The organism is Streptomyces sp. AHU1 (assembly GCF_045343905.1).
GTDB classification, from domain to species: domain Bacteria; phylum Actinomycetota; class Actinomycetes; order Streptomycetales; family Streptomycetaceae; genus Streptomyces; species Streptomyces triticiradicis.
In genome coordinates this window covers 1,648,278-1,669,185 of record NZ_CP174283.1, presented here as the reverse complement: position 1 = coordinate 1,669,185, position 20,908 = coordinate 1,648,278, and the positions used below count along the sequence as shown (strand labels likewise).

The following is a 20,908-nucleotide window of genomic DNA, read 5'->3' as shown; positions in this document are numbered from 1 at the left end:
TTCCTCCGTGGGAGCCGCCCGGACGGGAGCGAACGGGCGGTCGGCCTTCGGCCGGCGCGCCGGGGTGAGCGGGAGCTCTTTCCGGTTGGCGGACCTGGGCGTCGGCCGGCCGGGTGTACGGGAGTGAGAGGGCGGCCCCTCTCCGGCCGGCCGAGCGGGGCGGCGGGTGGTCCGTCCCCGGTCCCGGCCTTGACGGGTGGGACGGACCGACGGCCGGCCCCGGTCCCGGTGGACCGGGGACGGCTCTTCGCGGTCATTCGTGTGCGATGGCCGCGAGTACGTTCATGCGTGACGCGCGCAGGGCCGGAAGCAGCGCCGCGACGATACCGACGACGGCCGAGCCGATCACGACCGCGACGATCGTCGTCCAGGGGACGGCGAGCGCCTTCATGCCCTGGAGCGCCAGCACCTGCTGCACGCAGACACCCCAGACGATCCCCAGCGCCAGCCCGAGGACCGCGCCGAACACGGCGATGACCACGGACTCCAGCCGGATCATGCGGCGCAGCTGGCGCCGGCCGAGACCGATGGCGCGCAGCAGTCCGATCTCGCGGGTGCGCTCCACGACCGACAGGGCGAGGGTGTTGACCACGCCGAGCACCGCGATGACGATCGCGAGCCCGAGCAGCGCGTACACGAGGTAGAGCAGCACGGCGATCTGGTCGTGGACCAGCTCCTTGTAGTCGGCCTGGTCGCGGACCTGGACCTGCGGATACGGCTCCAGGGTCTTCTCCAGCCGGGGACGCAGCTCGTCCGGGGAGGTGCCCGGGGCCGCGTTCACGTACAGCGCCGAGTCCTGCCCGCCCGGCACGTACTTCTCGATCGTGCCGAAGCCGAAGAAGAGTCCGCCCTGCGTCCCGAACCCTCCGCCGCCGTCCTGGTCGGTGAGCGCGCCCACCGTCAGCTCGGTCCTGCGGCCGGCGGGGAACTCGACCGGAATCGTGCCGCCGACCCGCACGTCGTGGTCCTTCGCGAACTTCACGTCCATGGCGATGCGGCCCTCGCCCAGCGCCGCCGCGGTGTCGCCCGCGGCGTACGTGACGTGGGCGACGTCGTCCAGCCGCGGATCGTAGGCCGCGGCCGTCGTCTCCACCCGCTTGCCGTCCGGCAGCCTGACCGCGACCGGGGTGAAGCGCTGCCGGACGACCGGTCCGACCCCGTCGGTGGCGCGCACCTTCTCCGTGACCTCGCGCGAGAACGGCACGAAATTGGCGTTCTGGAGCACGAAGTCGGCGCCGAGGGTTTTGTCGATCTGCTGGTCGAAGGACTTGCTCATGGACGCGCTGGCCACGGACATCCCGCCGACCAGGGCGAGACCGACCATCAGGGCGGCGGCGGTGGCGCCGGTGCGCCGCGGATTGCGCAGCGCGTTGCGCTGGCTCATCCGGCCCACCGGGCCGAAGAGCGCGGGGAACGCGCCGCCGAGGACGCGGATCACCGGGCGGACGAGCAGCGGTCCGGCGATCACCGTCGCGATCAGGGTCAGGACGACTCCCAGTCCCAGCAGCGAGGCCGCGGTCGAGGTCTTCGTCGAGGCCGCGCATCCCGCGAGGGCCGCGGCCCCGGCCGCGCCGACGACACCGCCCACCACGGCCCGTACCCGCAACGGCCTTCCCACGCCCGCGACCTCGGCGTCCGAGAGGGCCGCCATGGGGGAGACGCCCGCCGCGCGTCTGGCCGGCAGATAGGCCGCGATGTAGGTGACGCCGACCCCGACGACGTACGCCGCCACGGGGGTCCCCCAGCCGATCACCATCTCCGTGGACTTGAGGTTCATGCCGAAGGCGGACATCAGCTTGATCAGCCCGACCGCCAGCCCGATCCCGGCCGCGAGGCCGAGGGTCGAACCGACCAGGCCGAGGAGCAGTGCCTCGGTGAGCACCGACCGGCGCACCTGGCGGCGGTCGGCGCCGAGCGCCCGCAGCAGCCCGAGCTCCCGGGTGCGCTGGGCGATCAGCATCGAGAAGGTGTTGACGATGAGGAATATGCCGACGAGCACCGCGATCCCGGCGAAGCCGAGCATCACGTACTTGATGACGTCGAGGAATCCGCCGAGCTGCTCGGCGGACGACTTCGCCTGCTCCTCGGCGGTCTTCACGTCGTAGGTCCCGCCACCGAGTTCGGCCGAGACACGCTGCTTGAGCCGGGCGTCGTCGACACCCGGCGCGGCGTCCACGGAGATGCTCGTGGCGAGGCCGGGGCGGCCGAGCAGCCTGGACTGCGCGGTCGGGGTGTCGAGGAAGATCAGCGCGGCACCGGGGTTGGTGGTGGTGAAGGTGGCGATCCCGGTGATCCGCACCTCGAAGGAGCCGGGCTGCGCCTGCACCGTCAGGACGTCGCCGATGCCGAGGTGCTTCTTGTCGGCGGTGTCCGCGTCGAGCAGCGCCTCGTCGCCGCCGTGCGGCTCGTGCCCGGAGGTCAGCTTCAGCGGACTGCGTTCGGTGAGTTCCCAGTTGGTGACGATGGTGGGGGCGCCCGTCGTCGACCCGACCGGTTTGTTCGCGCTGTCGACGACGGGGGCGTTCTCCACCGACACGTCCACATGCGTGGCGGCGGCCCCGTCGACCTTCGCGAGCCGGTCCGCGAGGGAGGCCGGGACGGTCTCGGTGGCTCCGGTGGGCAGTTGGGACTTCAGGTCGTTCTTCGGCTCCACGGTCACATCGGCCGCGGTGGAGGCGAAGAGCCGGTCGAACGTACGGGTCACCGTGTCCGAGAAGATGAGACTGCCCGCGACGAAGGCCACGGACAGCACGATGGCCAGGGCCGAGAGCAGCAGCCGCCCCTTGTGCGCGAGAAAGCTTCGCAGTGTCGCCTTGAGCACGACCGCCTCAGTCCTTGTCGGGGGTCACGTCACCGGAGCCGCCGCCGGGCGTGCCGCGCTCGCCGTCGAAGGTCACCCGGGCCGTGTCGAAACGCTTCATCCGCTCCAGCACGGCTTCCGCCGAAGGCCGCTCCATCTCGTCCACGATCCGCCCGTCCGCGAGGAAGAGCACCAGGTCGGAGTGGGCGGCGGCACCGGGGTCGTGCGTGACCATGACGACGGTCTGGCCCAGCTCGTCGACGGCCTCGCGCAGGAATCCGAGGACTTCGAGGCCCGCGCGCGAGTCGAGGTTCCCGGTCGGCTCGTCCGCGAAGATCAGCTCGGGCCGGGAGGCGAGCGCCCGCGCGCAGGCGACGCGCTGCTGCTGGCCCCCGGAGAGCTGGGCGGGCCGGTGCTTGAGCCGCTCGCGCAGTCCGAGGGTGTCGATGACCTGGTCGAGCCACTTCTGGTCGGGCTTCTGGCCCGCGATGTCCATGGGCAGCGTGATGTTCTCGGCCGCGTTCAGGGTGGGGATCAGATTGAACGACTGGAACATGAAGCCGATCCGGTCCCGTCGCAGCCGGGTCAGCTCGCGGTCCTTCAGTCCGGTGATCTCGGTGCCGCCCAGCCACACCTGCCCGGCCGAGACGGTGTCCAGGCCCGCCAGACAGTGCATGAGGGTGGACTTCCCGGAGCCCGAGGGACCCATGACGGCGGTGAACCGGCCGCGCGCGATGTCCACGTCGACCGAGTCGAGGGCCAGTACCGCGGTCTCGCCGGAACCGTACGCCTTGGTCAGGCCGCGGGCGCGGGCGGCGATCCCGTCCCCCTCCGCGCGGCCGGGAATCTGCTCCGCAGCAGCTGTGGACAAGACCGCCTCCTCCGTGATGGGTGCCCGGACTCCTCGTCCGGCCCGAGGGTAGTGTGACCGGGGGCACACCCGGTATCCCCCCTGGGTGCCGGGCGGTCTCCGCCTCAGGGTGGGTCCCCGATATCGATGTAAGGGGCAATCTCCACCGCGCCTCTCCACCCTCCGCGTCTCGCCTCCGCATCTCGGCCCTCGGTGCCCCCGCCCTCCGCGTCTCCACCCCGGACCGGGCCCCCTTGCCCGTGCTAGCGGTATGGCGCTAGCTTCGAAGGATGGCGAAGACTCAGCTGAACGTCCGGGTGGACGAGGGCACCGCGAGAGCCGCCCGGGAGCGAGCCCTGGAACGGGGGATGAGCGTGAACCGCTACATCGAGGAGCTGGTCCGGCAGGACACCGGGGAAGCGGGCCGCACCTTCGTGGAGGCCGCCGCCGATTTCATGAAGCAGTACGAGTCCGTGTTCGCCGAGGAGTTCGGCCCGGACCGTGAAGGCACCAGCGAAGGTCGTCGTTGATCCGTTGAGCAGTCTCAGAGTCGATCTCGCCTGGCTCCTCATGATCGCCGAACAGAAGACCCCCGGAGACCCCCAGGTCACCGACTGGGGAGCCCTCGTCGCCGCGGTCGCCCGGCACGAGGCGGAGATCCTCGGCATCCCGGTCTACGACAGCCCGCACGCCCGCGCCGCCGCGCTGCTCCAGCTCCTGCTGCACGTCCCGGCGCTCGAACGCTCCAACGCGATGTTCGCCTCGGCCGTCGCCTACGCCTATCTCGTCGCCAGCGGCCTGAAGGTGGTCACCTCGCCCGAGCAGGTGCGGGACCTGGCCCGCCTGGTGAAGAACGGCGAGGCCACCGTGCACGACATCGCGCACGAACTGCGCCGCTGGAGTCTGTGACACCCGGCGCGCACGGCACGGGGGCCGCGCCCGTCAGTCGGGCGGCCGGCGGGCCGTGCCCAGAACGCAGTACGACGTGGGCAGGCGCGGTCCCTTCTCGGGCATCGACAGCCGCCGGTACGGGCCCAGTTCGAACCCCGCCTCGCGCAGCGCCGCGACCGGGTCGCGCGCCACGTGGCAGCCGCCGCACAGCCGCGGCCACACCGTGGCGTCCAGACCCCGCTGGACGGACCTCATGACCGGTCCGCCGCCCCGGCCGTGCTCGAAGAACCGCACCGTGCCGCCGGGGCGCAGCACCCGCCGCACCTCGGCGAGCGCCCTCGGCACGTCCCGCACGCTGCACAGCACCAGCGAGAGCACGGCGGCGTCGTACGCCTCGCTCTTGACCGGCAGCGCCTCCGCGGCACCCGGCGCCACGTCGACGGGCACCTCGCAGCGCAGCGCCGCCTCCACCGCCAACCGCCGCAGCAGCCGCTCGGGTTCGATGGCCACGACCTCCGAGACGGTGCCCGGGTAGTGGGCGAAGTTCAGGCCGTTGCCCGCGCCGATCTCGATCACCCGCCCGGACAGCCCGGCGAGCAGCCGCTCGCGCACCCGGCCGATCCCCATCCGGGTCTCGGCGCCGACGCTGCAGCGGGCGTAGCAGCGGGCGAACACCGGATGGTGCACGGCCTCCGCGGAGACCTTGCCGGAGCCGGCCGGCCGGAGCGGCTTGAACGGCATGACGGACCTCCCGGGGGACAGGGTTCACCGGGATTGTCCCCCCGGGACGCCCGCCGCACGCCTCGCCCGCCGGGAGCGGAGGAGTTCACCCGGCCGGGTGACGGCGGCCGGTGTCAGGCCGTGTGCGCCGCGGCGAAGACCCCGGCGTTCCAGCGTCCGCCCAGCCGGTGGTCCAGCCAGCCCGGCGCACCGGCACGGAAGTCCGCGGGCGGGAGGATCCCCGCGCCCGCCGGGACCGCGCCCAGCAGGGGTGCCCCGGACACCGCGGGGAGGTCCGCGAGGTTGCACCGCATCGCCAGGTCGGGGGAGTCCGGCCAGCTGCCGATCACCACGCCCGCGAACTCCAGTTCCCGCATCCGCAGTTCACGGGCCGTCAGCTCCGTCGTGTTGAGCGTTCCCAGCCCGGCCGGAGCGACGACCAGCACGGGAGCGTCCAGCAGCCGGGCCACGTCCGCCAGGGTCCCGTCCGCGTCGTCGAACCGGACGAGCAGACCGCCCGCGCCCTCCACCAGCACCAGATCGTGCTCGGTGGCGAGCTTCGCCGCGGCCTCCGCCGCCGACTCCGGGGACACGGCCGGCAGCCCGGCCCGCCGGGCGGCCGTCGCGGGCGCCAACGGCTCGGGGTAGCGGCCCAGTTCGAGGGTGGTGACGGCACCGGCGAGCCGGGCCACCTCGTCGGCGTCGCCGCGCTCGTGCGGGCCCACGCCCGTCTGCGCGGGCTTCAGGACGGCCACGGACCGCCCGGAGGCGAGGGCCGTGGCGGCGACGGCGGCCGTGACGACCGTCTTGCCCACCTCCGTGCCCGTCCCCGTGATCACCAGTACCGTCATCTCAGCCCTCCCGCGCCGCCGCGCACACCGCGCGCGTGATCCGTGCCAGGTCCGTGTCGCCGGTGACGTACGGCGGCATCGTGTAGACGAGGTCGCGGAACGGCCGCAGCCACACGCCCTCGCGCACCGCGGCCGCCGTCGCCGCCCTCATGTCCACCTCGTGGTCGAGCTGGACGACCCCGATCGCGCCGAGCACGCGTACGTCCCGGACGCCCGGCAGCGAGGCCGCCTCCGCGAGGCCGTCCCGCAGCCCCGTCTCGATCCGCTTCACCTCGGTCCGCCAGTCCTGCCCCAGCAGCAGGTCGACGGAGGCGCACGCCACCGCGGCGGCGAGCGGATTGCCCATGAAGGTCGGGCCGTGCGCGAGCACCGGGACGTCACCGCGCGAGATGCCGTCGGCCACCCGCGAGGTGCACAGCGTCGCCGCCATCGTCAGATAGCCGCCGGTCAGCGCCTTGCCGACGCACATCACGTCCGGGGTGACGCCCGCGTGGTCCGCCGCGAACAGTTCACCCGTACGGCCGAAACCCGTGGCGATCTCGTCGAACACGAGCAGGACGTCGTGCTCGTCGCAGGCCTCGCGCAGCACCCGCAGGTAGCCGGGGGAGTGGAAGCGCATCCCGCCCGCACCCTGCACCACCGGCTCCACGATCACCGCGGCGAGCTCGTCGGCGTGCCGCGCGATCAGCTCGCGCAAGTGGTCCGCGTACGACTCCTCGTACGCGGCCGGCGGCGCGTCGGCGAACACCTGCCGCTGGAGCACGCCCTGCCACAGCTCGTGCATCCCGCCCTCGGGGTCGCACACCGACATGGGCTGCCAGGTGTCCCCGTGGTAGCCGCCCCGCCAGGTCAGCAGCCGCTGCTTGCCGGGGCGGCCGAGCGAGCGCCAGTGCTGGAGGCACATCTTGACGGCGACCTCGACCGAGACCGAGCCGGAGTCGGCGAGGAAGACGTGCTCCAGGCCCTCCGGCGAGATGTCGACCAGCCGCTTCGCCAGCATGACGGCGGGCTCGTGGGTGAGCCCGCCGAACATCACATGGCTCATGCGCTCCAGCTGGCCGCGCGCCGCGTCGTTCAGGACCGGGTGGTTGTAGCCGTGGATGGCCGACCACCAGGACGACATGCCGTCGACCAGCTCGCCCGTACCGTCGGCCAGCCGCAGCCGGACCCCGCTCGCCGACTCCACGACCAGCGGTTCCTGGCGGCCGGGCATGGGCCCGTACGGATGCCAGACGTGCCGCCGGTCGAGGTCGAGCAGTTCCCGCACCGACAGGTCAGGCATTGGGCGCGAGATCCGTTCCGGCGCCGCGGCGACGCACGGAGACGAGGTCCGTACGGGCGTCGGCGGGCGCCTCGGCCACGGCCGCCGGCGCCGGAGCGCACACGCCCGCGCCCTCGTGGGACCCGCAGCCCGCCTCGGCGCCCGCCCCGCAGCCGGCGCCCTCGTGCGATCCGCACCCGCTCCCGGCGTGCGATCCGCAGCCGCCGCCGGACGGAGCGCGGTGCTCGGGCAGCGTCACCTCGCCCGCGTTCTCCACCTCGAAGCCGGCGTCCGCGATCATCTCCAGGTCGGCCTTGCCCGCCTGGCCCTCGCTGGTGAGGTAGTCACCGAGGAAGATCGAGTTGGCCAGGTGCAGGGCGAGCGGCTGCATCGTGCGCAGGTGCACCTCGCGGCCGCCGGCGATGCGGACCTCGACGTCCGGGCAGACGAAGCGGACCATGGCCAGGATGCGCAGGCAGCGCTGCGGGGTGAGGTTCCACTCCTTGGCGAGGGGGGTTCCCTCGAACGGGATCAGGAAGTTCACCGGAACGGAGTCGGGGTCGAGCTCGCGCAGCGCGTACACGACGTCCACGAGGTCCTCGTCCGACTCGCCCATGCCCGCGATCAGACCCGAGCAGGCGGACAGCCCCGCCGCGTGCGCCTTCTGGACGGTGTCCACCCGGTCGGCGTACGTGTGGGTGGTCGTGATCTCCCCGTACGTCCCCTCGGACGTGTTCAGGTTGTGGTTGTAGGCGTCCGCGCCCGCCTCGCGCAGCCGCTCGGCCTGGCCGTCGGAGAGCAGGCCGAGGCAGGCGCACACCTCGACGTTCTCGTTCTGGTCCTTGATCGCCTTGATCGTGTCGGAGACCCGGTCCACGTCACGGTCCGTCGGGCCGCGCCCGCTGGCCACCAGGCAGACCCGCTTGGCGCCCCCGGCGAGCCCGGCCGCCGCGGCCTCGGAGGCCTCCTCGGGCTTGAGCCAGGTGTACTTGAGGATGCCGGCCGTGGAGCCGAGACGCTGCGAGCAGTACGAGCAGTCCTCCGGGCACAGGCCCGACTTCAGGTTGACGAGATAGTTCAGTTTCACCCGTCGGCCGAACCAGTGCCGGCGCACCTTGCCGGCCGCGGCCACCACGTCGAGTACGTCGTCGTCGGAGGTGGCCAGTACGGCCAGTGCCTCGTCACGGGTCGGCAGCTCGCGCCGAAGCCCCTTGTCCACCAGCGTGTTCAGCAGGTCCATGAGGTCCGATCCTGGACCATGCGACCGCTCCCGGCCAAGGAGAGTTTGCACAACAGAGATGGTTCGACGTGTGGGTATTGCCACATCATGGGCCGCCGGGGCGACCGCTAGGGTCTGTGCACTGCCTACAAACCACCATCACCGCGCAGGCGGCGAGACCCGGAGGACACATGGCGTTCGGCTGGATCGACGAGCAGGCCGAGGCACGTCGCCGTGCCGGACTCGTGCGTACGCTGCGCCCGCGTCCCGCCGACTCGCCGCTCCTCGACCTCGCGAGCAACGACTACCTCGGGCTCGCCCGTCACCCGGAGGTCACCGCGGGCGCGGCCGAGGCCGCACGCCGGTGGGGCGGCGGTGCGACGGGCTCGCGGCTCGTCACCGGCACCACCGAACTGCACGGCGAACTGGAACGCGAACTGGCCGACTTCTGCGGTTTCGAGTCCGCGCTCGTCCTGTCCTCGGGCTACGCGGCCAACCTCGCCGCGGTCACCGCCCTCGCGCCGTACGGCTCGCTGGTCGTCTCGGACGCGGGCAACCACGCCTCCCTGATCGACGGCTGCCGGCTGGCCCGCGGCACGACCCAGGTGGTTCCCCACGCGGACCCGGACGCCGTGCGCAAGGCGCTCGGCACCCACGACGGACCGGCCGTCACCGTCTCCGACACGGTCTTCTCGGTGGACGGAGACGCGGCCCCGCTCGCCGGACTCGCCCTCGCCTGCCGGGAGTACGGGGCCGGACTGATCGTCGACGACGCGCACGGCCTCGGTGTCCTGGGCGACGGCGGCCGGGGCGCTCCGCACGCCGCGGGGCTCGCGGGGGACCCGGACGTCGTCGTGACCGTCACGCTCTCCAAGTCGCTCGGGAGCCAGGGCGGCGCGGTCCTCGGCCCGGCGGCGGTCATCGACCATCTGATCAACGCGGCGCGCACCTTCATCTTCGACACGGGCCTCGCGCCGGCGGCGGCGGGCGCGGCCCTCGCGGCGCTGCGGCTGCTGCGCCGTGAGCCCGGGCGCGCGGCGCGGGCGCGCGAGGTGGCCACGGCACTGCACACGCGGCTGACGGCGGAGGGTCTCTCCGCGGTACGACCGGACGCGGCGGTCGTCTCCGTGCGGGCACCGTCCCCCGAACGGGCGGTGCGATGGGCGGCCGACTGCCGCGAGGCGGGCCTCGCCGTCGGCTGTTTCCGTCCCCCGTCGGTGCCCGACGGTGTTTCACGACTGCGGCTGACGGCCCGCGCGGACCTCACCGAGGAGCAGATCGAGCACGCGGTGGACGTGATCAGCCGGAACCGGTGAAACGGTGGAGCGATCGATCGACGAGCGGGTGGGGCGATCGGCCGGTGGTCCGCAGGGGCGGCCGGCCGGTGGTGCGGTGGAACGGTGAACCGTGCGGGGTCAGTTCAGCCCGGTGATGAACCCCTCCCAGACGCCCGGGGTGAACAGCAGGGCGGGTCCCGCCGTGTTCTTGGAATCGCGCACCGCGACCATCCCGGACCACGGTCCGGTGCTCGGGCGTGCGGTCTCGACGCAGTTGTTCATCCCGGTACTGCGGCTGCTGCGCAGCCATCGCACATGGCGCAGTGAAGTGCTGGAGGGTACGTACCGAGGCATTGCGGGCATGACGTGTGCCTCCTTACGTGTCGTCGCCTATCGCGGCGATGTAGTCCAACGAGTCCTCGGGCGAAAGGGCGTGGAACCGAAGGGCGTCGAAGGCCTCGGCGTAGGCCCGGAGGTCTTCTTTCCGTTCGAGATAGAGGCTACTCGTCAAGTGGTCGAGAACAACCACATCCAGATCGGCTGTGTTCGGAAATGAGAAAATAACGAAAGGGCCGGTCACTCCGATGTGTGCCCCGGCGGCGAACGGCATTACCTGGAGCCGTACTTGGGGCAGGGCGGCGGCCTCCCGCAGCCGGCGCAGCTGGCCCGCCATGACGTCGGGACCGCCGACCTCCCGCCGTAACACCGCTTCGTCCAGGACGGCGGACAGCTCCAGCGGCGGATCCGAACGCAGGACGTCCTGCCGGGCCAGGCGCACCTCGACCAGGGCGTCGAGCTTGCTCTCCTCCAGCCCGTCCACGGCGGCCCGCGTCACCGCGCGGGCGTACTCCGGCGTCTGCAGCAGCCCGGGTACGACGGAGGTCTCCAGGGTGCGCATGACGCTGGCCCCCGACTCCAGGCTGATGAAGTCGCGGTAGGCCTGCGGGAGCACGCCGCGGTACGCGTGCCACCAGTGGTGACGGCCGCTCCCCTCGGAACCCGCCAGCACGACGAGGAGTTCGCGCAGTCCGGGGTCCTCGACGCCGTACGCGTGCAACAGGCGTTCCACGTCGGCCGGTTTCACCCCGCTGGTGCCCGTCTCGATGCGGCTCACCTTCGACTGGTGCCAGCCGAGCAGGCGGGCCGCCTCCCCGCTCGTGAGACCCGTGCCGGCGCGCAGCGCGCGCAGTTCGGCACCGAGCTTGCGGCGGCGCACCGCGGGACCGTGCTGCATGACTGTTCTCCTTACTCCTTCCAAGTCGTCCGAATACGCTCTGCCGACGCAGAGTTCACCGCATCGAGCGACAGATATATGCATTACTCGGTGGATCGCACCCACGACCGGCCCGGTAGTGGCAGTCTGGCGCAAGCACCAGTCCGGGACCGTACTCGAACCATCCGCTCGGTGTCGGGCTCCGGTCCCGTGGGAAAGGGACGAACGTCGCCATGGCAGACCATCAGGAAGCATCCGTCACGCTGCCGAGCGAACCGGCCTCGGTTTCCGTGGCCCGTAAATTCGTCGCCGAAGTGCTGGCCGAATGGGGCCTGCCGCGCGACTGCGAAGTCGCCGAGACCGTACGCCTGATCGTGTCCGAACTGGCCACCAACGCCGTCCAGCACACGTTCGGGCAGTCGCCCACCTTCACGGTCGGCGTGCGTCTCGACCGGGAGGAGCGCCTGCGCATCGGGGTCACCGACAGCCATCCGCGCTTCCCGAAGCGGCTGCCCGCGGCAGTCCAGCAGGACAACGGCCGCGGCATGGTGATCATCCGCTGGCTGACCGCCGAGTGCGGCGGCAGGCTCACCGTCCGCCCGACCCGGGAGGGCGGCAAGACGGTCTCCATCGAGATCCCGTGGACGGTGCCGGTCCGGACGGTGCCCTCCGGATGGCCTCAGGAGCCCTGAGACATGTCGTCCCGATGCCCCCGGACGTCCGGCCGGCCGCCGGTCCGGTGCCGTCCGGCCCGCCCGAAGGCGCCGCGCAACAGGGCGCGGAACGCGTCGGCCGCGGGCGCCGTCACATCCGTCCGGTGGACGACCGAGATCGTCCGGCGCAGGTCTCCCGGTTCCAGCAGCCTGGTGCCCACCGGTGTCGCCGCCGTCGCCGCCACCATCTCCGGTACGACCGCGACCCCGAGCCCGGCACTGACCAGCGCGCACACCAGGGCGTACCCGGGGGTCTCGACGAGCACGGCCGGCGTGGCCCCCGCCTCGGCGAGCGCGGCCTCCACGCCCTGCCGGGGAGGGTGGTCCGGGGCCATGCTGATCAGCGGCTGCCCGGCGAGCTCGGAGAGCGGCAGCCGCGTCGAACCGCCCGCGAGAAGGTGACCGGGAGCGGTCACCAGCACCAGTTCCTCGACCAGGACCGGCTCGACGCCCACGGACGGGGGGAGCGGTACCGGAGGGGCGGGCTGGTAGGTGTGGGTGAGCGCCAGGTCCACCTCGCCGGCCGCGACCGCCGCGATCCCGTGCGGCGGTTCGTGGTCGGCGACCGCGAGCGCCACGTCCGGGTGGGCCCGGCGGAAGGCGGTGAGCACGGGCGGCAGCAGATGGATGCCCGCCGTCTGGAAGGTGCCGAGCCGCAGCGTGCCGCCCGACAGCCCCGTCAGACGGGCCAGTTCGTGCCGGGCCAGCTCCATCTCGTCGAGGACCCGGCGGGCCCGTACGACCAGCAGTTCGCCCGCGCCGGTGAGCCGGGTCCCGCGATGGGAGCGCACCAGCAGTGTCGTCCCCGTCTCCCGCTCCAGCTTCGCCACCTGCTGGGACAGCGCGGGCGGGGTGTAGCCGAGGCGCTCGGCGGCCCGGGTGATCGACCCCGCCTCGGCGACCGCCACCAGCGCCGCGAGCCGCGTCGGGTCGTACATCGCGCCCCTCCCGGATCCGGCGGCACCCTGCCGGGTCTAAACGACTGCTTAATACCGGCCCAGGATATTCGACATACCCGCTGAAGGTCCGTGCCGGGCAGCCTGGGGGCATGGACGCACAGCTCATCGCCTTCACGGGGGTCGCCGCGGGCATGGTCGCCATGCCCGGAGCGGACTTCACCGTCGTCGTACGCAACGCGCTCGTCTCCCGCCGGGCCGGTCTCGCGTGCGCCCTCGGCATCGCGGGCGGGCTGCTGATCCACACCGCGCTCGCCGTCGCCGGGGTCGCCGCGGTCCTGACCGCCGTGCCGGCGCTCTTCGGGACGCTCCAACTGCTCGGCGGGGCCTACGTGCTGTACCTGGGCCTGCGCACGCTCCGCCCGTCGGTCCGTCCGGGGGAGCCGGGCCCGGCCGCGTCGCCGTACGAGGCGGGGACGCGGGGGACGGGCCGGGGCGCGCGTCCGCTGCGGCAGGGCTTCGTCACCAACGCGCTCAACCCGAAGGCGCCCGTCACCTTCCTCAGCCTGCTGCCGCAGTTCGTGCCCGCGGGCAGCCCCGCGATGCCGCGGACCCTGCTGCTCGCGCTGATCGTGGTCGCCCTGGCCCTGGTGTGGTTCCCGGCGGTCGCGCTCCTGGTGGACCGGCTCGGACGGTGGCTGCGCGGACCGCGGGCCGCACGGGCCGTGGCGGGGCTCACCGGCGGTGCCCTCACCGTTCTGGGCCTCGTCCTGGTGCTGGAGCCCCTGAGGAGCTGAGAGGGCGTCACGGCGGCCGTGAGGAGGCCGGCGCCGGGGCGGCGGGGTTCCGCCGCCCCGGAGGAGAGGGTCAGCCGACCCTGCCGTACCAGACGCTCCTCGTCCAGATCTTCTGGAGCTTCACCACTTCCCCGGTCTTCGGGGAGTGCCAGATCTTCCCCTTCCCGGCGTAGATACCGACGTGGTAGACGTTCCGGCCCGAGTGGAAGAACACGAGGTCACCGGCCTTGCGGTGCGAGGCCGAGACGTGGTGCGTCTTGTTGTACTGGGCCGCGGCCGTACGAGGCAGCTTCTTGCCCGCCTTCTTGTACGAGTAGAGCGTGAGCCCGGAGCAGTCGAAGCGGTGCGGTCCGGTGGCGCCCCACTGGTAGGGGGAGCCGTGCTTCGACGCCGCGACCTGGAGTGCCTTCGTCGCAACGGTGGCCGCCTCGGCGTCGGCTGCGGCGCCGGGGACCACGAGGCTGCCGCCCACCGCGGCAAGGGTGAGCGCCGAGGCCGTACCGGCCCGGGTCCACAGCGACGGGACACGATTGAGCGCAGTCATGCGCAACCCTTCGTCAGCCGCCTGTGAAGGATGACCTGTCGGATTCGGGCTGGCGAAGTTGCCCGGCCGCGGTTGCGGCTTCACCCCAAGGACCGCCCGGAACTGTTCCGGCGGCCCGTCTAGCTGGGTCCTCCACTCCTGCCGATCCACTCCTGTCGACCGGTCATCCGGGCGGCGGCAGGACTCGGCGTCCGCCCGGACCGCCCCGCCGCTGTGGCGGGGGCTTGTCGTCGGAAGGGATCTTCACTCATGAGGGACGGAAAATCCGAGCGGAATCGGCGTTTTGTGGGCTTACTCACCACTCACCCGTTCGGGTGAACATAGCTGCGTTCGAGCACGTGTTGGAGACATCGATGAGGCCCGCACCTGCGGTGAAGGGCCCCATCCGGCCTCCGCGGTCCGCGCGTTGCGCAACTCGGAGGGGTCCCGGAAGGGATCGGGAAATACGCCATCGGGGGGTACACCATCCGGTCCGTTTGAGTCGCGGACCGGACGGCGCGGAGCTCCGGCGCGTACCGGCCCGCCGGTGCGGGTCCGTCAACTGCCGGACCCGGGCGGCACGGTGACCCTGGCCGCCCGCCGCTCCCCGCCGAGCACCCGCAGGGCCTGGGCCAGTGTCGGGGCGTGCACCTCGCTCTCGCCCCGCTGGTGCATCAGGGCGAGGGCGTCCCGCAGCGCCTCCGCCTTGCCGACCAGTGCCTGAGCCGCCCTCAGGCCGCGATAGGTGTCTCCGGGGCGGGACGGGTTGATGCGGCCGACCAGGTCGACCACGTCGAGGTAGCGGTCGATCAGCTCGGCCTCGGCACGGGTCAGCGCGGGCAGCGGGGGCAGGTCCGGGATCATCGGCCGCTCACCTCGCGTCCGGCGTCCGGCGTCCGGCGCGCGGGCCTACGGCTCGGGACGACCCGGTCGACCAGCCCGTAGGCCCGTGCCGCCGGCGCGTCGAAGATCTTGTCGCGCTCGATGTCCGCGGCGATCCGCTCCGGGCTCTGCCCCGTGTGCCGCCCGAGCATCTCCTCCAGGATCCGGCGGGAGCGGACCAATTCCTCGGCCTGGACGGCCAGATCGCCCGGATGGCCCTCGATCGGTTCCGGAACCGACGGCTGGCGCAGGAGGACGCGGGCCCCCGGCAGCGCGAGCCGTTTGCCCGGAGTTCCGGCGGCCAGCAGCATCGCCGCGGTCGAGTCCGCCCGGCCGAGGCAGATCGTCTCGACGTCGCAGGTGACGAACCGCATCGTGTCGTAGATCGCGGTCATCGCGCTGAAGGAGCCGCCCGGGGAGTTGATGTACAGCGAGATGTCCTGCTCGGGCGCCTGGTGTTCGAGGTACATGAACTGCGCCGTCACGTCGTTCGCCGAGGTGTCGTCGATCGGTGTCCCGAGGAACACGATCCGCTCGCCGAGCAGCTTCGAGTACGGATCGAGGGTCTGGTACCCCGTGCTCGTGCGTTCGGTGAACTCGGGCAGGACATGACGGGCGGACGGGCTGTCCATGGCGCGCCTCCTCAGGTCGACGTCTGTAAAAAATGTACAGGATGTACGTCCTCGTGGAAGAGGGCCATGCCGAGAGCGAAAACGGTGGCGCCGCCGGACACGAAGGGGGCAGGGGGCGCCGCGCACCGTCGACCGGGGAGATCCGCACCCCCGCGGGGTGCGGGAGGCCCGGTCTAAGCTGGACGTCATGGCCTACGAGATTCCGGTGACGCAAGCCAGGGCTGAGCTCGCCGAACTGATCAACCGCGTCGTGTACGGCGGTGAGCGCGTCGTCGTGACGCGGCACGGGAAGCCGCTCGTCGCCCTCGTCTCCGCGGCCGACCTGGAGCGCCTCGAAGAACTCCCGGAGCCCGCCGACGAGCAGGTGATCAGCTCTCTGGCCGGCGTCCGTGACGTGGCGTCCGCGCCCCGGGAGCACCAGCGGTTCGGCATCGCCGCGGAGCACCGGGGGACCGGCGCCTCCTGAGGGCCGGGACGCCGGCGACCCGCGGGGCGGCTCCGGCTCCCGCGCGCCGGGCGATACGCCGTATACGGTCCGGCCCCCGATGTCCTCACGGGTTCCCGGGCGCCCCCGCGGCCCGGCCGGTCGGAACCGGGGACGCGGGGCGGCGTCACGGACCCGACGGGGTCCTTCGATCCGGCCTGGGAAGGATCACAGGCCGGTTAACGTCCTCGAAACTCCGTCCGACTAGCGTGCCCATCCACGCCGCCAGGGATCTCGGTGGCCGCGGCCACCGGGCCCCGCACGGTCCGGAGCGAGGATGTGAGGTGGGACGTCGTGCAACTGACCCCGCACGAGCAGGAGAGGCTGCTGATCCACGTGGCGGCCGATGTCGCCGAGAAGCGCCGGGCCCGCGGACTGAGACTGAACCACCCCGAGGCCGTCGCGCTGATCACGTCGCACATCCTCGAAGGCGCCCGTGACGGCCGTACCGTCGCCGAACTGATGTCCTCCGGGCGCAAGATCCTCACCCGGGACGACGTCATGACGGGCATCCCCGAGATGATCCACGACGTCCAGGTCGAGGCGACCTTCCCGGACGGCACCAAACTGGTCACCGTCCACGACCCGATCGTCTGACGAGGGGGAGGCGCCGTGATTCCCGGAGAGTTCCTCTTCGCCGACGAACCCGTCGTGTTCAACGAGGGGCGTGAGGTCACCCGGCTGACCGTCCTCAACGCCGCCGACCGTCCCGTCCAGGTCGGCTCCCACTACCACTTCGCCGAAGCCAATCCCGGTCTGGACTTCGACCGGGCCGCCGCGCGCGGCAAGCGCCTCGACGTCGCCGCCGGGACCGCCGTGCGCTTCGAGCCCGGGATCCCGGTCGAGGTCGGACTCGTCCCGCTCGCCGGCGCCCGTGTGGTGCCCGGACTGCGCGGGGAGACCGGAGGTGCCCTGGATGCCTGAGATCTCGCGCGCCGCGTACGCCGATCTGTTCGGTCCGACCACCGGCGACCGCATCCGCCTCGCCGACACGGACCTGCTGATCGAGATCGAGGAGGACCGCTGCGGCGGGCCCGGACGCGCCGGTGACGAGGCGGTGTTCGGCGGCGGCAAGGTCATCCGGGAGTCCATGGGCCAGGCGCGCGCCACGCGCGCCGAGGGCACCCCGGACACGGTGATCACCGGCGCCGTGATCGTCGACCACTGGGGGATCGTCAAGGCCGACATCGGCATCCGCGACGGCCGGATCTCGGGCATCGGCAAGGCCGGCAACCCCGACACCATGGACGGGGTCCATCCCGACCTGGTGATCGGCCCCGAGACCGAGGTCATCGCGGGCAACGGGCGGATCCTGACCGCGGGCGCCATCGACGCCCACGTCCATCTGATCTGTCCAGGGATCGCCGACGAGGCCCTCGCCTCCGGCATCACGACGCTCGTCGGCGGCGGCACGGGTCCCGCCGAGGGCTCCAAGGCGACGACCGTCACGCCCGGTCCCTGGCACCTGGCCCGGATGCTGGAGGCGATGGAGGGCTACCCGCTCAACTTCGGTCTGCTCGGCAAGGGCAACACCGTCTCGCACGAGGCGATGCTCTCGCAGATCCGGGGCGGCGCGCTCGGCCTGAAGATCCACGAGGACTGGGGCTCGACGCCCGCCGCGATCGACGCGGCGCTCACCGTCGCCGACCGCACCGGCGTCCAGGTCGCCATCCACACCGACACCCTGAACGAAGCCGGGTTCGTCGCCGACACCCTCGCCGCCGTCGCCGGACGCGGTATCCACGCGTACCACACGGAGGGCGCGGGCGGCGGGCACGCGCCGGACATCATGACCGTGGTCTCCGAGCCCCACGTCCTGCCCAGCTCGACCAACCCCACCCGGCCCTACACCGTCAACACCGTCGAGGAACACCTCGACATGCTGATGGTCTGCCACCACCTGAACCCGGCGGTGCCCGAGGACCTGGCCTTCGCCGAGTCCCGCATCCGGCCCTCCACCATCGGGGCCGAGGACATACTCCACGACCTCGGCGCCATCTCGATCATCTCCTCCGACTCCCAGGCCATGGGCCGCGTCGGCGAGGTGATCATGCGGACCTGGCAGACGGCCCACGTGATGAAGCGGCGCAGGGGCGCCCTGCCGGGCGACGGCCGCGCCGACAACCAGCGGGTACGTCGCTATGTCGCCAAATACACGATCAACCCGGCGCTCGCGCAGGGGCTCGCACGCGAGATCGGCTCCGTGGAGACCGGCAAACTCGCCGACCTGGTGCTGTGGGAGCCCGCGTTCTTCGGGGTCAAGCCGCATCTGGTCGTCAAGGGCGGTCAGATCGCGTACGCGCAGATGGGCGACGCCAACGCGTCCATCCCGACACCCCAACCGGTCCTGCCCCGGCCGATGTTCGGGGCGATCGGGCGGGCCCCGGCCGCCAACTCGTTCAACTTCGTGGCGCCGCTCGCCATCGAGGACGGGCTGCCGGAACGGCTCTCGCTGGGCAAGCGGTTCGTGGCCATCGAGTCGACGCGGGCGGTGACCAAGGCCGACATGCGCGAGAACGACGCCCGGCCCGACGTGCGGATCGACCCCGACAGCTTCGCCGTGCACATCGACGGGGAGCTCGTCGAGGCGGCTCCGGCCGCCGAACTGCCCATGGCCCAGCGTTACTTCCTCTTCTGATGTCCCGGGCGGCACTTCTCGTCCTGGCCGACGGCCGCTTTCCCGCCGGAGGGCACGCGCACTCCGGCGGGGCGGAGGCGGCGGTCGCGGCCGGGCGGATCACCGGGGCGGCGAGCCTGGAGGACTTCTGCAGGGGTCGGCTGCACACGAGCGGGCTCGTCTCGGCCGCGCTGGCCGCGGCGGGCGCGCTCGGGGTCGATCCGGTGGCCCTGGACGCGGCCGCCGACGCCCGGACGCCCTCGCCCGCCCTGCGGGTCGTCGCGCGCCGTCTGGGCCGACAACTCGTGCGGGCGGCCAGGGCGACCTGGCCCTCGGCCGAACTCGACGCGCTGGCGAGCCGGTTCCCCAAGGGGGCGCACCAGCCGGTCGTGCTGGGGGCGGCGGCACGGGCCGCCGGCCTCGGACCCGAGGACGCCGCGTACTGCTCCGTGTACGAGTGTGTCAGCGGGCCCGCGTCGGCGACGGTGCGGCTGCTGAGCCTCGACCCCTTCGACGCGACGGCCGTGCTGGCCCGGCTCGCGCCGGAGCTGGACGTCGTCGCCCACGCGGCGGCGGACGCGGCGCGGCGGGTCCTCGACGACGGCGTCGAGGCGCTTCCCGCCGCCTCGGCGCCGCTGCTGGAGATCGGCGCGGAGGCGCACGCGGCCTGGCCGGTACGGCTGTTCGCGTCCTGACGGCCGCACGCTCCCGGACCGTCAGGGTCCGGCCGACCCTTCGCTCCCCCTCACCCACACGCCGAACGAAGCTGGAGCCGTACCGTGCACCTCGATCACGTTCACCACGGGCCGTCCGCGGTCAGTGCCGACGCCCGCCGGCCCGACGGAAGGCGCCGTGCCCTGCGCATAGGGCTCGGCGGTCCCGTCGGTTCCGGGAAGACCGCCACCGTCGCCGCGCTCTGCCGGGCGCTGCGCGACGAACTGTCCCTCGCCGTCGTCACCAACGACATCTACACCCGCGAGGACGCCGAGTTCCTGCTGCGGGAGGCCGTACTGCCACCCGAGCGGATCACCGCCGTCGAGACCGGCGCCTGCCCGCACACCGCGATCCGGGACGACATCTCCGCCAACCTCGAAGCGGTCGAGGACCTGGAGGACGAGACCGGGCCGCTCGACCTGATCCTCGTGGAGTCCGGCGGCGACAACCTCACCGCGACCTTCTCCAGGGGGCTCGTCGACGCGCAGATCTTCGTGATCGACGTCGCGGGCGGGGACGACATCCCGCGCAAGGGCGGACCCGGGGTCACGACGGCCGACCTGCTCGTCGTGAACAAGACCGATCTCGCGCCCTACGTGGGCTCCGACCTGGAGCGGATGGCGGCCGACGCCGAGGCGCAGCGGGCCGGACTCCCGGTGGTGTTCCAGTCGTTGCGCACCGGGAGCGGTGTCACGGCGGTCGCCGGCTGGGTACGGGAACGGCTCGCGGCGTGGACGGCGTGACGACGGCGGGAGTCCGCGCCACCGCGCGGATCGAGGCCAGGGACGACGGCCGGGGCGGGACCTCGCTGCCGGTGCTGGACGGTCAGGGGCCGCTCGCCCCGCGCCGGGTCCGGGGCGGCGGGTCCGAGGCGCGTGTGATGCTGGTCGGGGCGATGAGCGGACCGCTCGGCGGTGACCACCTCGCCGTCGAGGCCCGGGTCGGGCCAGGCGCGCGGCTGCGGGTCGGCTCGGCCGCCGCCACCATCGCGCTGCCCGGACAGGCCAAGGGCGAGGCCCGCTACGACGTACGCCTCGACGTCGCCGACGGAGGCGAACTGTGGTGGCTTCCGGAGCAGTTGATCTCCGCCAGCGGCAGCGAGCTGTCCGTCTCCGCGCGTGCCGACCTCAGGGGCGGTGCCCGGCTCGTCCTCCGGGAGGAGCAGGTGCTCGGGCGCGCGGGGGAGGAACCCGGGCGGCTCACCAGCCGTCTCACCGTACGGCGTGACGGGCGGCCCCTGCTCGACCAGGAGCTGGCCTGCGGTCCCGGAGCGCCCGGCGGCTGGGACGGGCCCGCTGTCCTCGGGGGGCATCGGGCGCTCGGGCAACTGATCGTCGTACGACCGGAGTTCGAGAGGGAGTTGCCGGCGGCGCGACCGCTCGGGGAGCACGCCGCGCTCACCCCGCTCGCCGGCCCCGCCGTGCTCGTGACGGCGCTGGCCCCCGACGCGCTGCTGTTGCGACGCGTGCTGGACAATGCGCTGGGAGATCTCACGTGACGTCAACTATGTTGTCGGGAAGGCTGATTCACATCAGGCTCACCGCTCAGCGGAACACGGCGTACCGGCT

24 protein-coding genes and 1 riboswitch are annotated in these 20,908 nt (G+C 72.6%); of the genes, 12 read left to right on the top strand and 12 right to left on the bottom strand.

Annotated features, from left to right (window positions below; translation table 11 throughout):
• Positions 1-253 precede the first annotated feature (253 nt).
• Positions 254-2,821 carry an ABC transporter permease gene (locus tag ACICHK_RS07635; protein ID WP_406836321.1) on the bottom strand — a complete coding sequence of 856 codons (2,568 nt, stop codon included), beginning with the start codon at positions 2,819-2,821 and terminating at the stop codon, positions 254-256.
• A 7-nt stretch (positions 2,822-2,828) separates the two neighbouring features.
• Positions 2,829-3,671: an ABC transporter ATP-binding protein gene (locus ACICHK_RS07630; RefSeq protein ID WP_151470543.1), complete on the bottom strand. Its 843-nt coding sequence runs from the start codon at positions 3,669-3,671 to the stop codon at positions 2,829-2,831.
• A 269-nt stretch (positions 3,672-3,940) separates the two neighbouring features.
• On the opposite strand from ACICHK_RS07630, the gene ACICHK_RS07625 reads away from it, so the two are divergent.
• Both ACICHK_RS07625 and ACICHK_RS07620 read left to right on the top strand, forming a co-directional pair.
• Positions 3,941-4,180, top strand: coding sequence for a toxin-antitoxin system HicB family antitoxin (locus tag ACICHK_RS07625; protein WP_151470542.1), 240 nt, complete (start codon positions 3,941-3,943; stop codon positions 4,178-4,180).
• 4 nt (positions 4,181-4,184) lie between these two features.
• Positions 4,185-4,559: a fic family toxin-antitoxin system, toxin component gene (locus tag ACICHK_RS07620; protein ID WP_103550606.1), complete on the top strand. Its 375-nt coding sequence runs from the start codon at positions 4,185-4,187 to the stop codon at positions 4,557-4,559.
• A 33-nt stretch (positions 4,560-4,592) separates the two neighbouring features.
• Here the strand turns inward: ACICHK_RS07620 and ACICHK_RS07615 are convergent, their stop codons facing one another.
• The 4 genes from ACICHK_RS07615 to bioB form a co-directional block, all read right to left on the bottom strand.
• On the bottom strand, positions 4,593-5,282 hold the full coding sequence (locus ACICHK_RS07615; RefSeq protein ID WP_406836320.1) for a class I SAM-dependent methyltransferase: 690 nt from the start codon (positions 5,280-5,282) through the stop codon (positions 4,593-4,595).
• Positions 5,283-5,395: 113 nt separating this feature from the next.
• On the bottom strand, positions 5,396-6,112 hold the full coding sequence (gene bioD / locus ACICHK_RS07610; protein ID WP_406836319.1) for a dethiobiotin synthase: 717 nt from the start codon (positions 6,110-6,112) through the stop codon (positions 5,396-5,398).
• A 1-nt stretch (position 6,113) separates the two neighbouring features.
• The gene (locus tag ACICHK_RS07605; protein WP_406836318.1) at positions 6,114-7,394 is read right to left on the bottom strand and encodes an adenosylmethionine--8-amino-7-oxononanoate transaminase; all 1,281 of its coding nucleotides are present in this window, start codon (positions 7,392-7,394) and stop codon (positions 6,114-6,116) included.
• Positions 7,387-8,613, bottom strand: coding sequence for a biotin synthase BioB (gene bioB, locus ACICHK_RS07600; RefSeq protein ID WP_151470538.1), 1,227 nt, complete (start codon positions 8,611-8,613; stop codon positions 7,387-7,389). Before bioB ends, ACICHK_RS07605 begins: the two co-directional genes overlap by 8 nt.
• Before the next feature lie 170 nt (positions 8,614-8,783).
• Here bioB and ACICHK_RS07595 point away from each other — a divergent pair, with 170 nt between their 5' ends.
• A complete protein-coding gene (locus ACICHK_RS07595; RefSeq protein WP_406836317.1) occupies positions 8,784-9,908 on the top strand; it encodes an 8-amino-7-oxononanoate synthase in 1,125 nt (374 codons plus the stop codon).
• Between the two features lie 99 nt (positions 9,909-10,007).
• Here ACICHK_RS07595 and ACICHK_RS07590 read toward each other — a convergent pair whose 3' ends face one another.
• Both ACICHK_RS07590 and ACICHK_RS07585 read right to left on the bottom strand, forming a co-directional pair.
• The gene (locus tag ACICHK_RS07590) at positions 10,008-10,232 is read right to left on the bottom strand and encodes a DUF397 domain-containing protein (protein WP_151470536.1); all 225 of its coding nucleotides are present in this window, start codon (positions 10,230-10,232) and stop codon (positions 10,008-10,010) included.
• 13 nt (positions 10,233-10,245) lie between these two features.
• A complete protein-coding gene (locus ACICHK_RS07585; protein WP_406836316.1) occupies positions 10,246-11,103 on the bottom strand; it encodes a helix-turn-helix domain-containing protein in 858 nt (285 codons plus the stop codon).
• A gap of 212 nt (positions 11,104-11,315) precedes the next feature.
• Between ACICHK_RS07585 and ACICHK_RS07580 the strand changes: the two genes are divergently transcribed.
• Entirely contained in the window at positions 11,316-11,774 is a 459-nt protein-coding gene (locus ACICHK_RS07580; RefSeq protein WP_151470534.1) for an ATP-binding protein, read from the top strand.
• On the opposite strand, the gene ACICHK_RS07575 is transcribed toward ACICHK_RS07580, so the two are convergent.
• Positions 11,762-12,733 (bottom strand): LysR family transcriptional regulator, encoded by a 972-nt coding sequence (locus tag ACICHK_RS07575; protein ID WP_406836315.1) that lies wholly within the window; start codon positions 12,731-12,733, stop codon positions 11,762-11,764. The genes ACICHK_RS07580 and ACICHK_RS07575 overlap by 13 nt on opposite strands.
• Positions 12,734-12,843: 110 nt before the next feature.
• On the opposite strand from ACICHK_RS07575, the gene ACICHK_RS07570 reads away from it, so the two are divergent.
• Positions 12,844-13,488 (top strand): LysE family translocator, encoded by a 645-nt coding sequence (locus ACICHK_RS07570; protein WP_406836314.1) that lies wholly within the window; start codon positions 12,844-12,846, stop codon positions 13,486-13,488.
• A 70-nt stretch (positions 13,489-13,558) separates the two neighbouring features.
• Here the strand turns inward: ACICHK_RS07570 and ACICHK_RS07565 are convergent, their stop codons facing one another.
• From ACICHK_RS07565 to ACICHK_RS07555, 3 genes are all read right to left on the bottom strand, one after another.
• Positions 13,559-14,032 (bottom strand): C40 family peptidase, encoded by a 474-nt coding sequence (locus ACICHK_RS07565; RefSeq protein WP_151470531.1) that lies wholly within the window; start codon positions 14,030-14,032, stop codon positions 13,559-13,561.
• A gap of 3 nt (positions 14,033-14,035) precedes the next feature.
• Positions 14,036-14,232, bottom strand: a riboswitch (cyclic di-AMP (ydaO/yuaA leader).
• 337 nt (positions 14,233-14,569) lie between these two features.
• A complete protein-coding gene (locus ACICHK_RS07560) occupies positions 14,570-14,875 on the bottom strand; it encodes a hypothetical protein (protein ID WP_151470530.1) in 306 nt (101 codons plus the stop codon).
• Positions 14,872-15,525: an ATP-dependent Clp protease proteolytic subunit gene (locus tag ACICHK_RS07555; RefSeq protein WP_406836313.1), complete on the bottom strand. Its 654-nt coding sequence runs from the start codon at positions 15,523-15,525 to the stop codon at positions 14,872-14,874. Before ACICHK_RS07555 ends, ACICHK_RS07560 begins: the two co-directional genes overlap by 4 nt.
• Positions 15,526-15,712: 187 nt before the next feature.
• Here ACICHK_RS07555 and ACICHK_RS07550 point away from each other — a divergent pair, with 187 nt between their 5' ends.
• The 7 genes from ACICHK_RS07550 to ACICHK_RS07520 all read left to right on the top strand — a co-directional run bounded on the left by ACICHK_RS07550 (position 15,713) and on the right by ACICHK_RS07520 (position 20,838).
• Positions 15,713-15,991, top strand: a complete 279-nt coding sequence (locus ACICHK_RS07550; RefSeq protein ID WP_151470528.1) for a type II toxin-antitoxin system Phd/YefM family antitoxin — start codon at positions 15,713-15,715, stop codon at positions 15,989-15,991.
• Positions 15,992-16,303: 312 nt separating this feature from the next.
• On the top strand, positions 16,304-16,606 hold the full coding sequence (locus tag ACICHK_RS07545) for an urease subunit gamma (RefSeq protein ID WP_103550668.1): 303 nt from the start codon (positions 16,304-16,306) through the stop codon (positions 16,604-16,606).
• Between the two features lie 15 nt (positions 16,607-16,621).
• Complete coding sequence (locus tag ACICHK_RS07540) at positions 16,622-16,933, top strand: urease subunit beta (RefSeq protein WP_151470527.1); 312 nt, start codon at positions 16,622-16,624, stop codon at positions 16,931-16,933.
• Complete coding sequence (locus ACICHK_RS07535; RefSeq protein WP_406836312.1) at positions 16,926-18,647, top strand: urease subunit alpha; 1,722 nt, start codon at positions 16,926-16,928, stop codon at positions 18,645-18,647. The genes ACICHK_RS07540 and ACICHK_RS07535 overlap by 8 nt, the downstream gene beginning before the upstream one ends.
• A complete protein-coding gene (locus tag ACICHK_RS07530; protein ID WP_151470525.1) occupies positions 18,647-19,321 on the top strand; it encodes an urease accessory protein UreF in 675 nt (224 codons plus the stop codon). Before ACICHK_RS07535 ends, ACICHK_RS07530 begins: the two co-directional genes overlap by 1 nt.
• An 84-nt stretch (positions 19,322-19,405) precedes the next feature.
• Positions 19,406-20,083 carry an urease accessory protein UreG gene (gene ureG, locus ACICHK_RS07525; protein WP_406836311.1) on the top strand — a complete coding sequence of 226 codons (678 nt, stop codon included), beginning with the start codon at positions 19,406-19,408 and terminating at the stop codon, positions 20,081-20,083.
• Positions 20,071-20,838, top strand: coding sequence for an urease accessory protein UreD (locus ACICHK_RS07520; RefSeq protein WP_406836310.1), 768 nt, complete (start codon positions 20,071-20,073; stop codon positions 20,836-20,838). The genes ureG and ACICHK_RS07520 overlap by 13 nt, the downstream gene beginning before the upstream one ends.
• The last annotated feature ends 70 nt before the right edge of the window (positions 20,839-20,908 follow it).

Bases quoted from the DNA above. Each gene is read 5' to 3' on its own strand.
- ACICHK_RS07625 (WP_151470542.1), top strand. From the start codon at position 3,941: ATGGCGAAGACTCAGCTGAACGTCCGGGTGGACGAGGGCACCGCGAGA.
- ACICHK_RS07615 (WP_406836320.1), bottom strand. From the start codon at position 5,282: ATGCCGTTCAAGCCGCTCCGGCCGGCCGGCTCCGGCAAGGTCTCCGCG.
- bioD (WP_406836319.1), bottom strand. From the start codon at position 6,112: ATGACGGTACTGGTGATCACGGGGACGGGCACGGAGGTGGGCAAGACG.
- ACICHK_RS07605 (WP_406836318.1), bottom strand. From the start codon at position 7,394: ATGCCTGACCTGTCGGTGCGGGAACTGCTCGACCTCGACCGGCGGCAC.
- bioB (WP_151470538.1), bottom strand. From the start codon at position 8,613: ATGGACCTGCTGAACACGCTGGTGGACAAGGGGCTTCGGCGCGAGCTG.
- ACICHK_RS07595 (WP_406836317.1), top strand. From the start codon at position 8,784: ATGGCGTTCGGCTGGATCGACGAGCAGGCCGAGGCACGTCGCCGTGCC.
- ACICHK_RS07590 (WP_151470536.1), bottom strand. From the start codon at position 10,232: ATGCCCGCAATGCCTCGGTACGTACCCTCCAGCACTTCACTGCGCCAT.
- ACICHK_RS07585 (WP_406836316.1), bottom strand. From the start codon at position 11,103: ATGCAGCACGGTCCCGCGGTGCGCCGCCGCAAGCTCGGTGCCGAACTG.
- ACICHK_RS07580 (WP_151470534.1), top strand. From the start codon at position 11,316: ATGGCAGACCATCAGGAAGCATCCGTCACGCTGCCGAGCGAACCGGCC.
- ACICHK_RS07575 (WP_406836315.1), bottom strand. From the start codon at position 12,733: ATGTACGACCCGACGCGGCTCGCGGCGCTGGTGGCGGTCGCCGAGGCG.
- ACICHK_RS07570 (WP_406836314.1), top strand. From the start codon at position 12,844: ATGGACGCACAGCTCATCGCCTTCACGGGGGTCGCCGCGGGCATGGTC.
- ACICHK_RS07565 (WP_151470531.1), bottom strand. From the start codon at position 14,032: ATGACTGCGCTCAATCGTGTCCCGTCGCTGTGGACCCGGGCCGGTACG.
- ACICHK_RS07560 (WP_151470530.1), bottom strand. From the start codon at position 14,875: ATGATCCCGGACCTGCCCCCGCTGCCCGCGCTGACCCGTGCCGAGGCC.
- ACICHK_RS07555 (WP_406836313.1), bottom strand. From the start codon at position 15,525: ATGGACAGCCCGTCCGCCCGTCATGTCCTGCCCGAGTTCACCGAACGC.
- ACICHK_RS07550 (WP_151470528.1), top strand. From the start codon at position 15,713: ATGGCCTACGAGATTCCGGTGACGCAAGCCAGGGCTGAGCTCGCCGAA.
- ACICHK_RS07535 (WP_406836312.1), top strand. From the start codon at position 16,926: ATGCCTGAGATCTCGCGCGCCGCGTACGCCGATCTGTTCGGTCCGACC.
- ACICHK_RS07530 (WP_151470525.1), top strand. From the start codon at position 18,647: ATGTCCCGGGCGGCACTTCTCGTCCTGGCCGACGGCCGCTTTCCCGCC.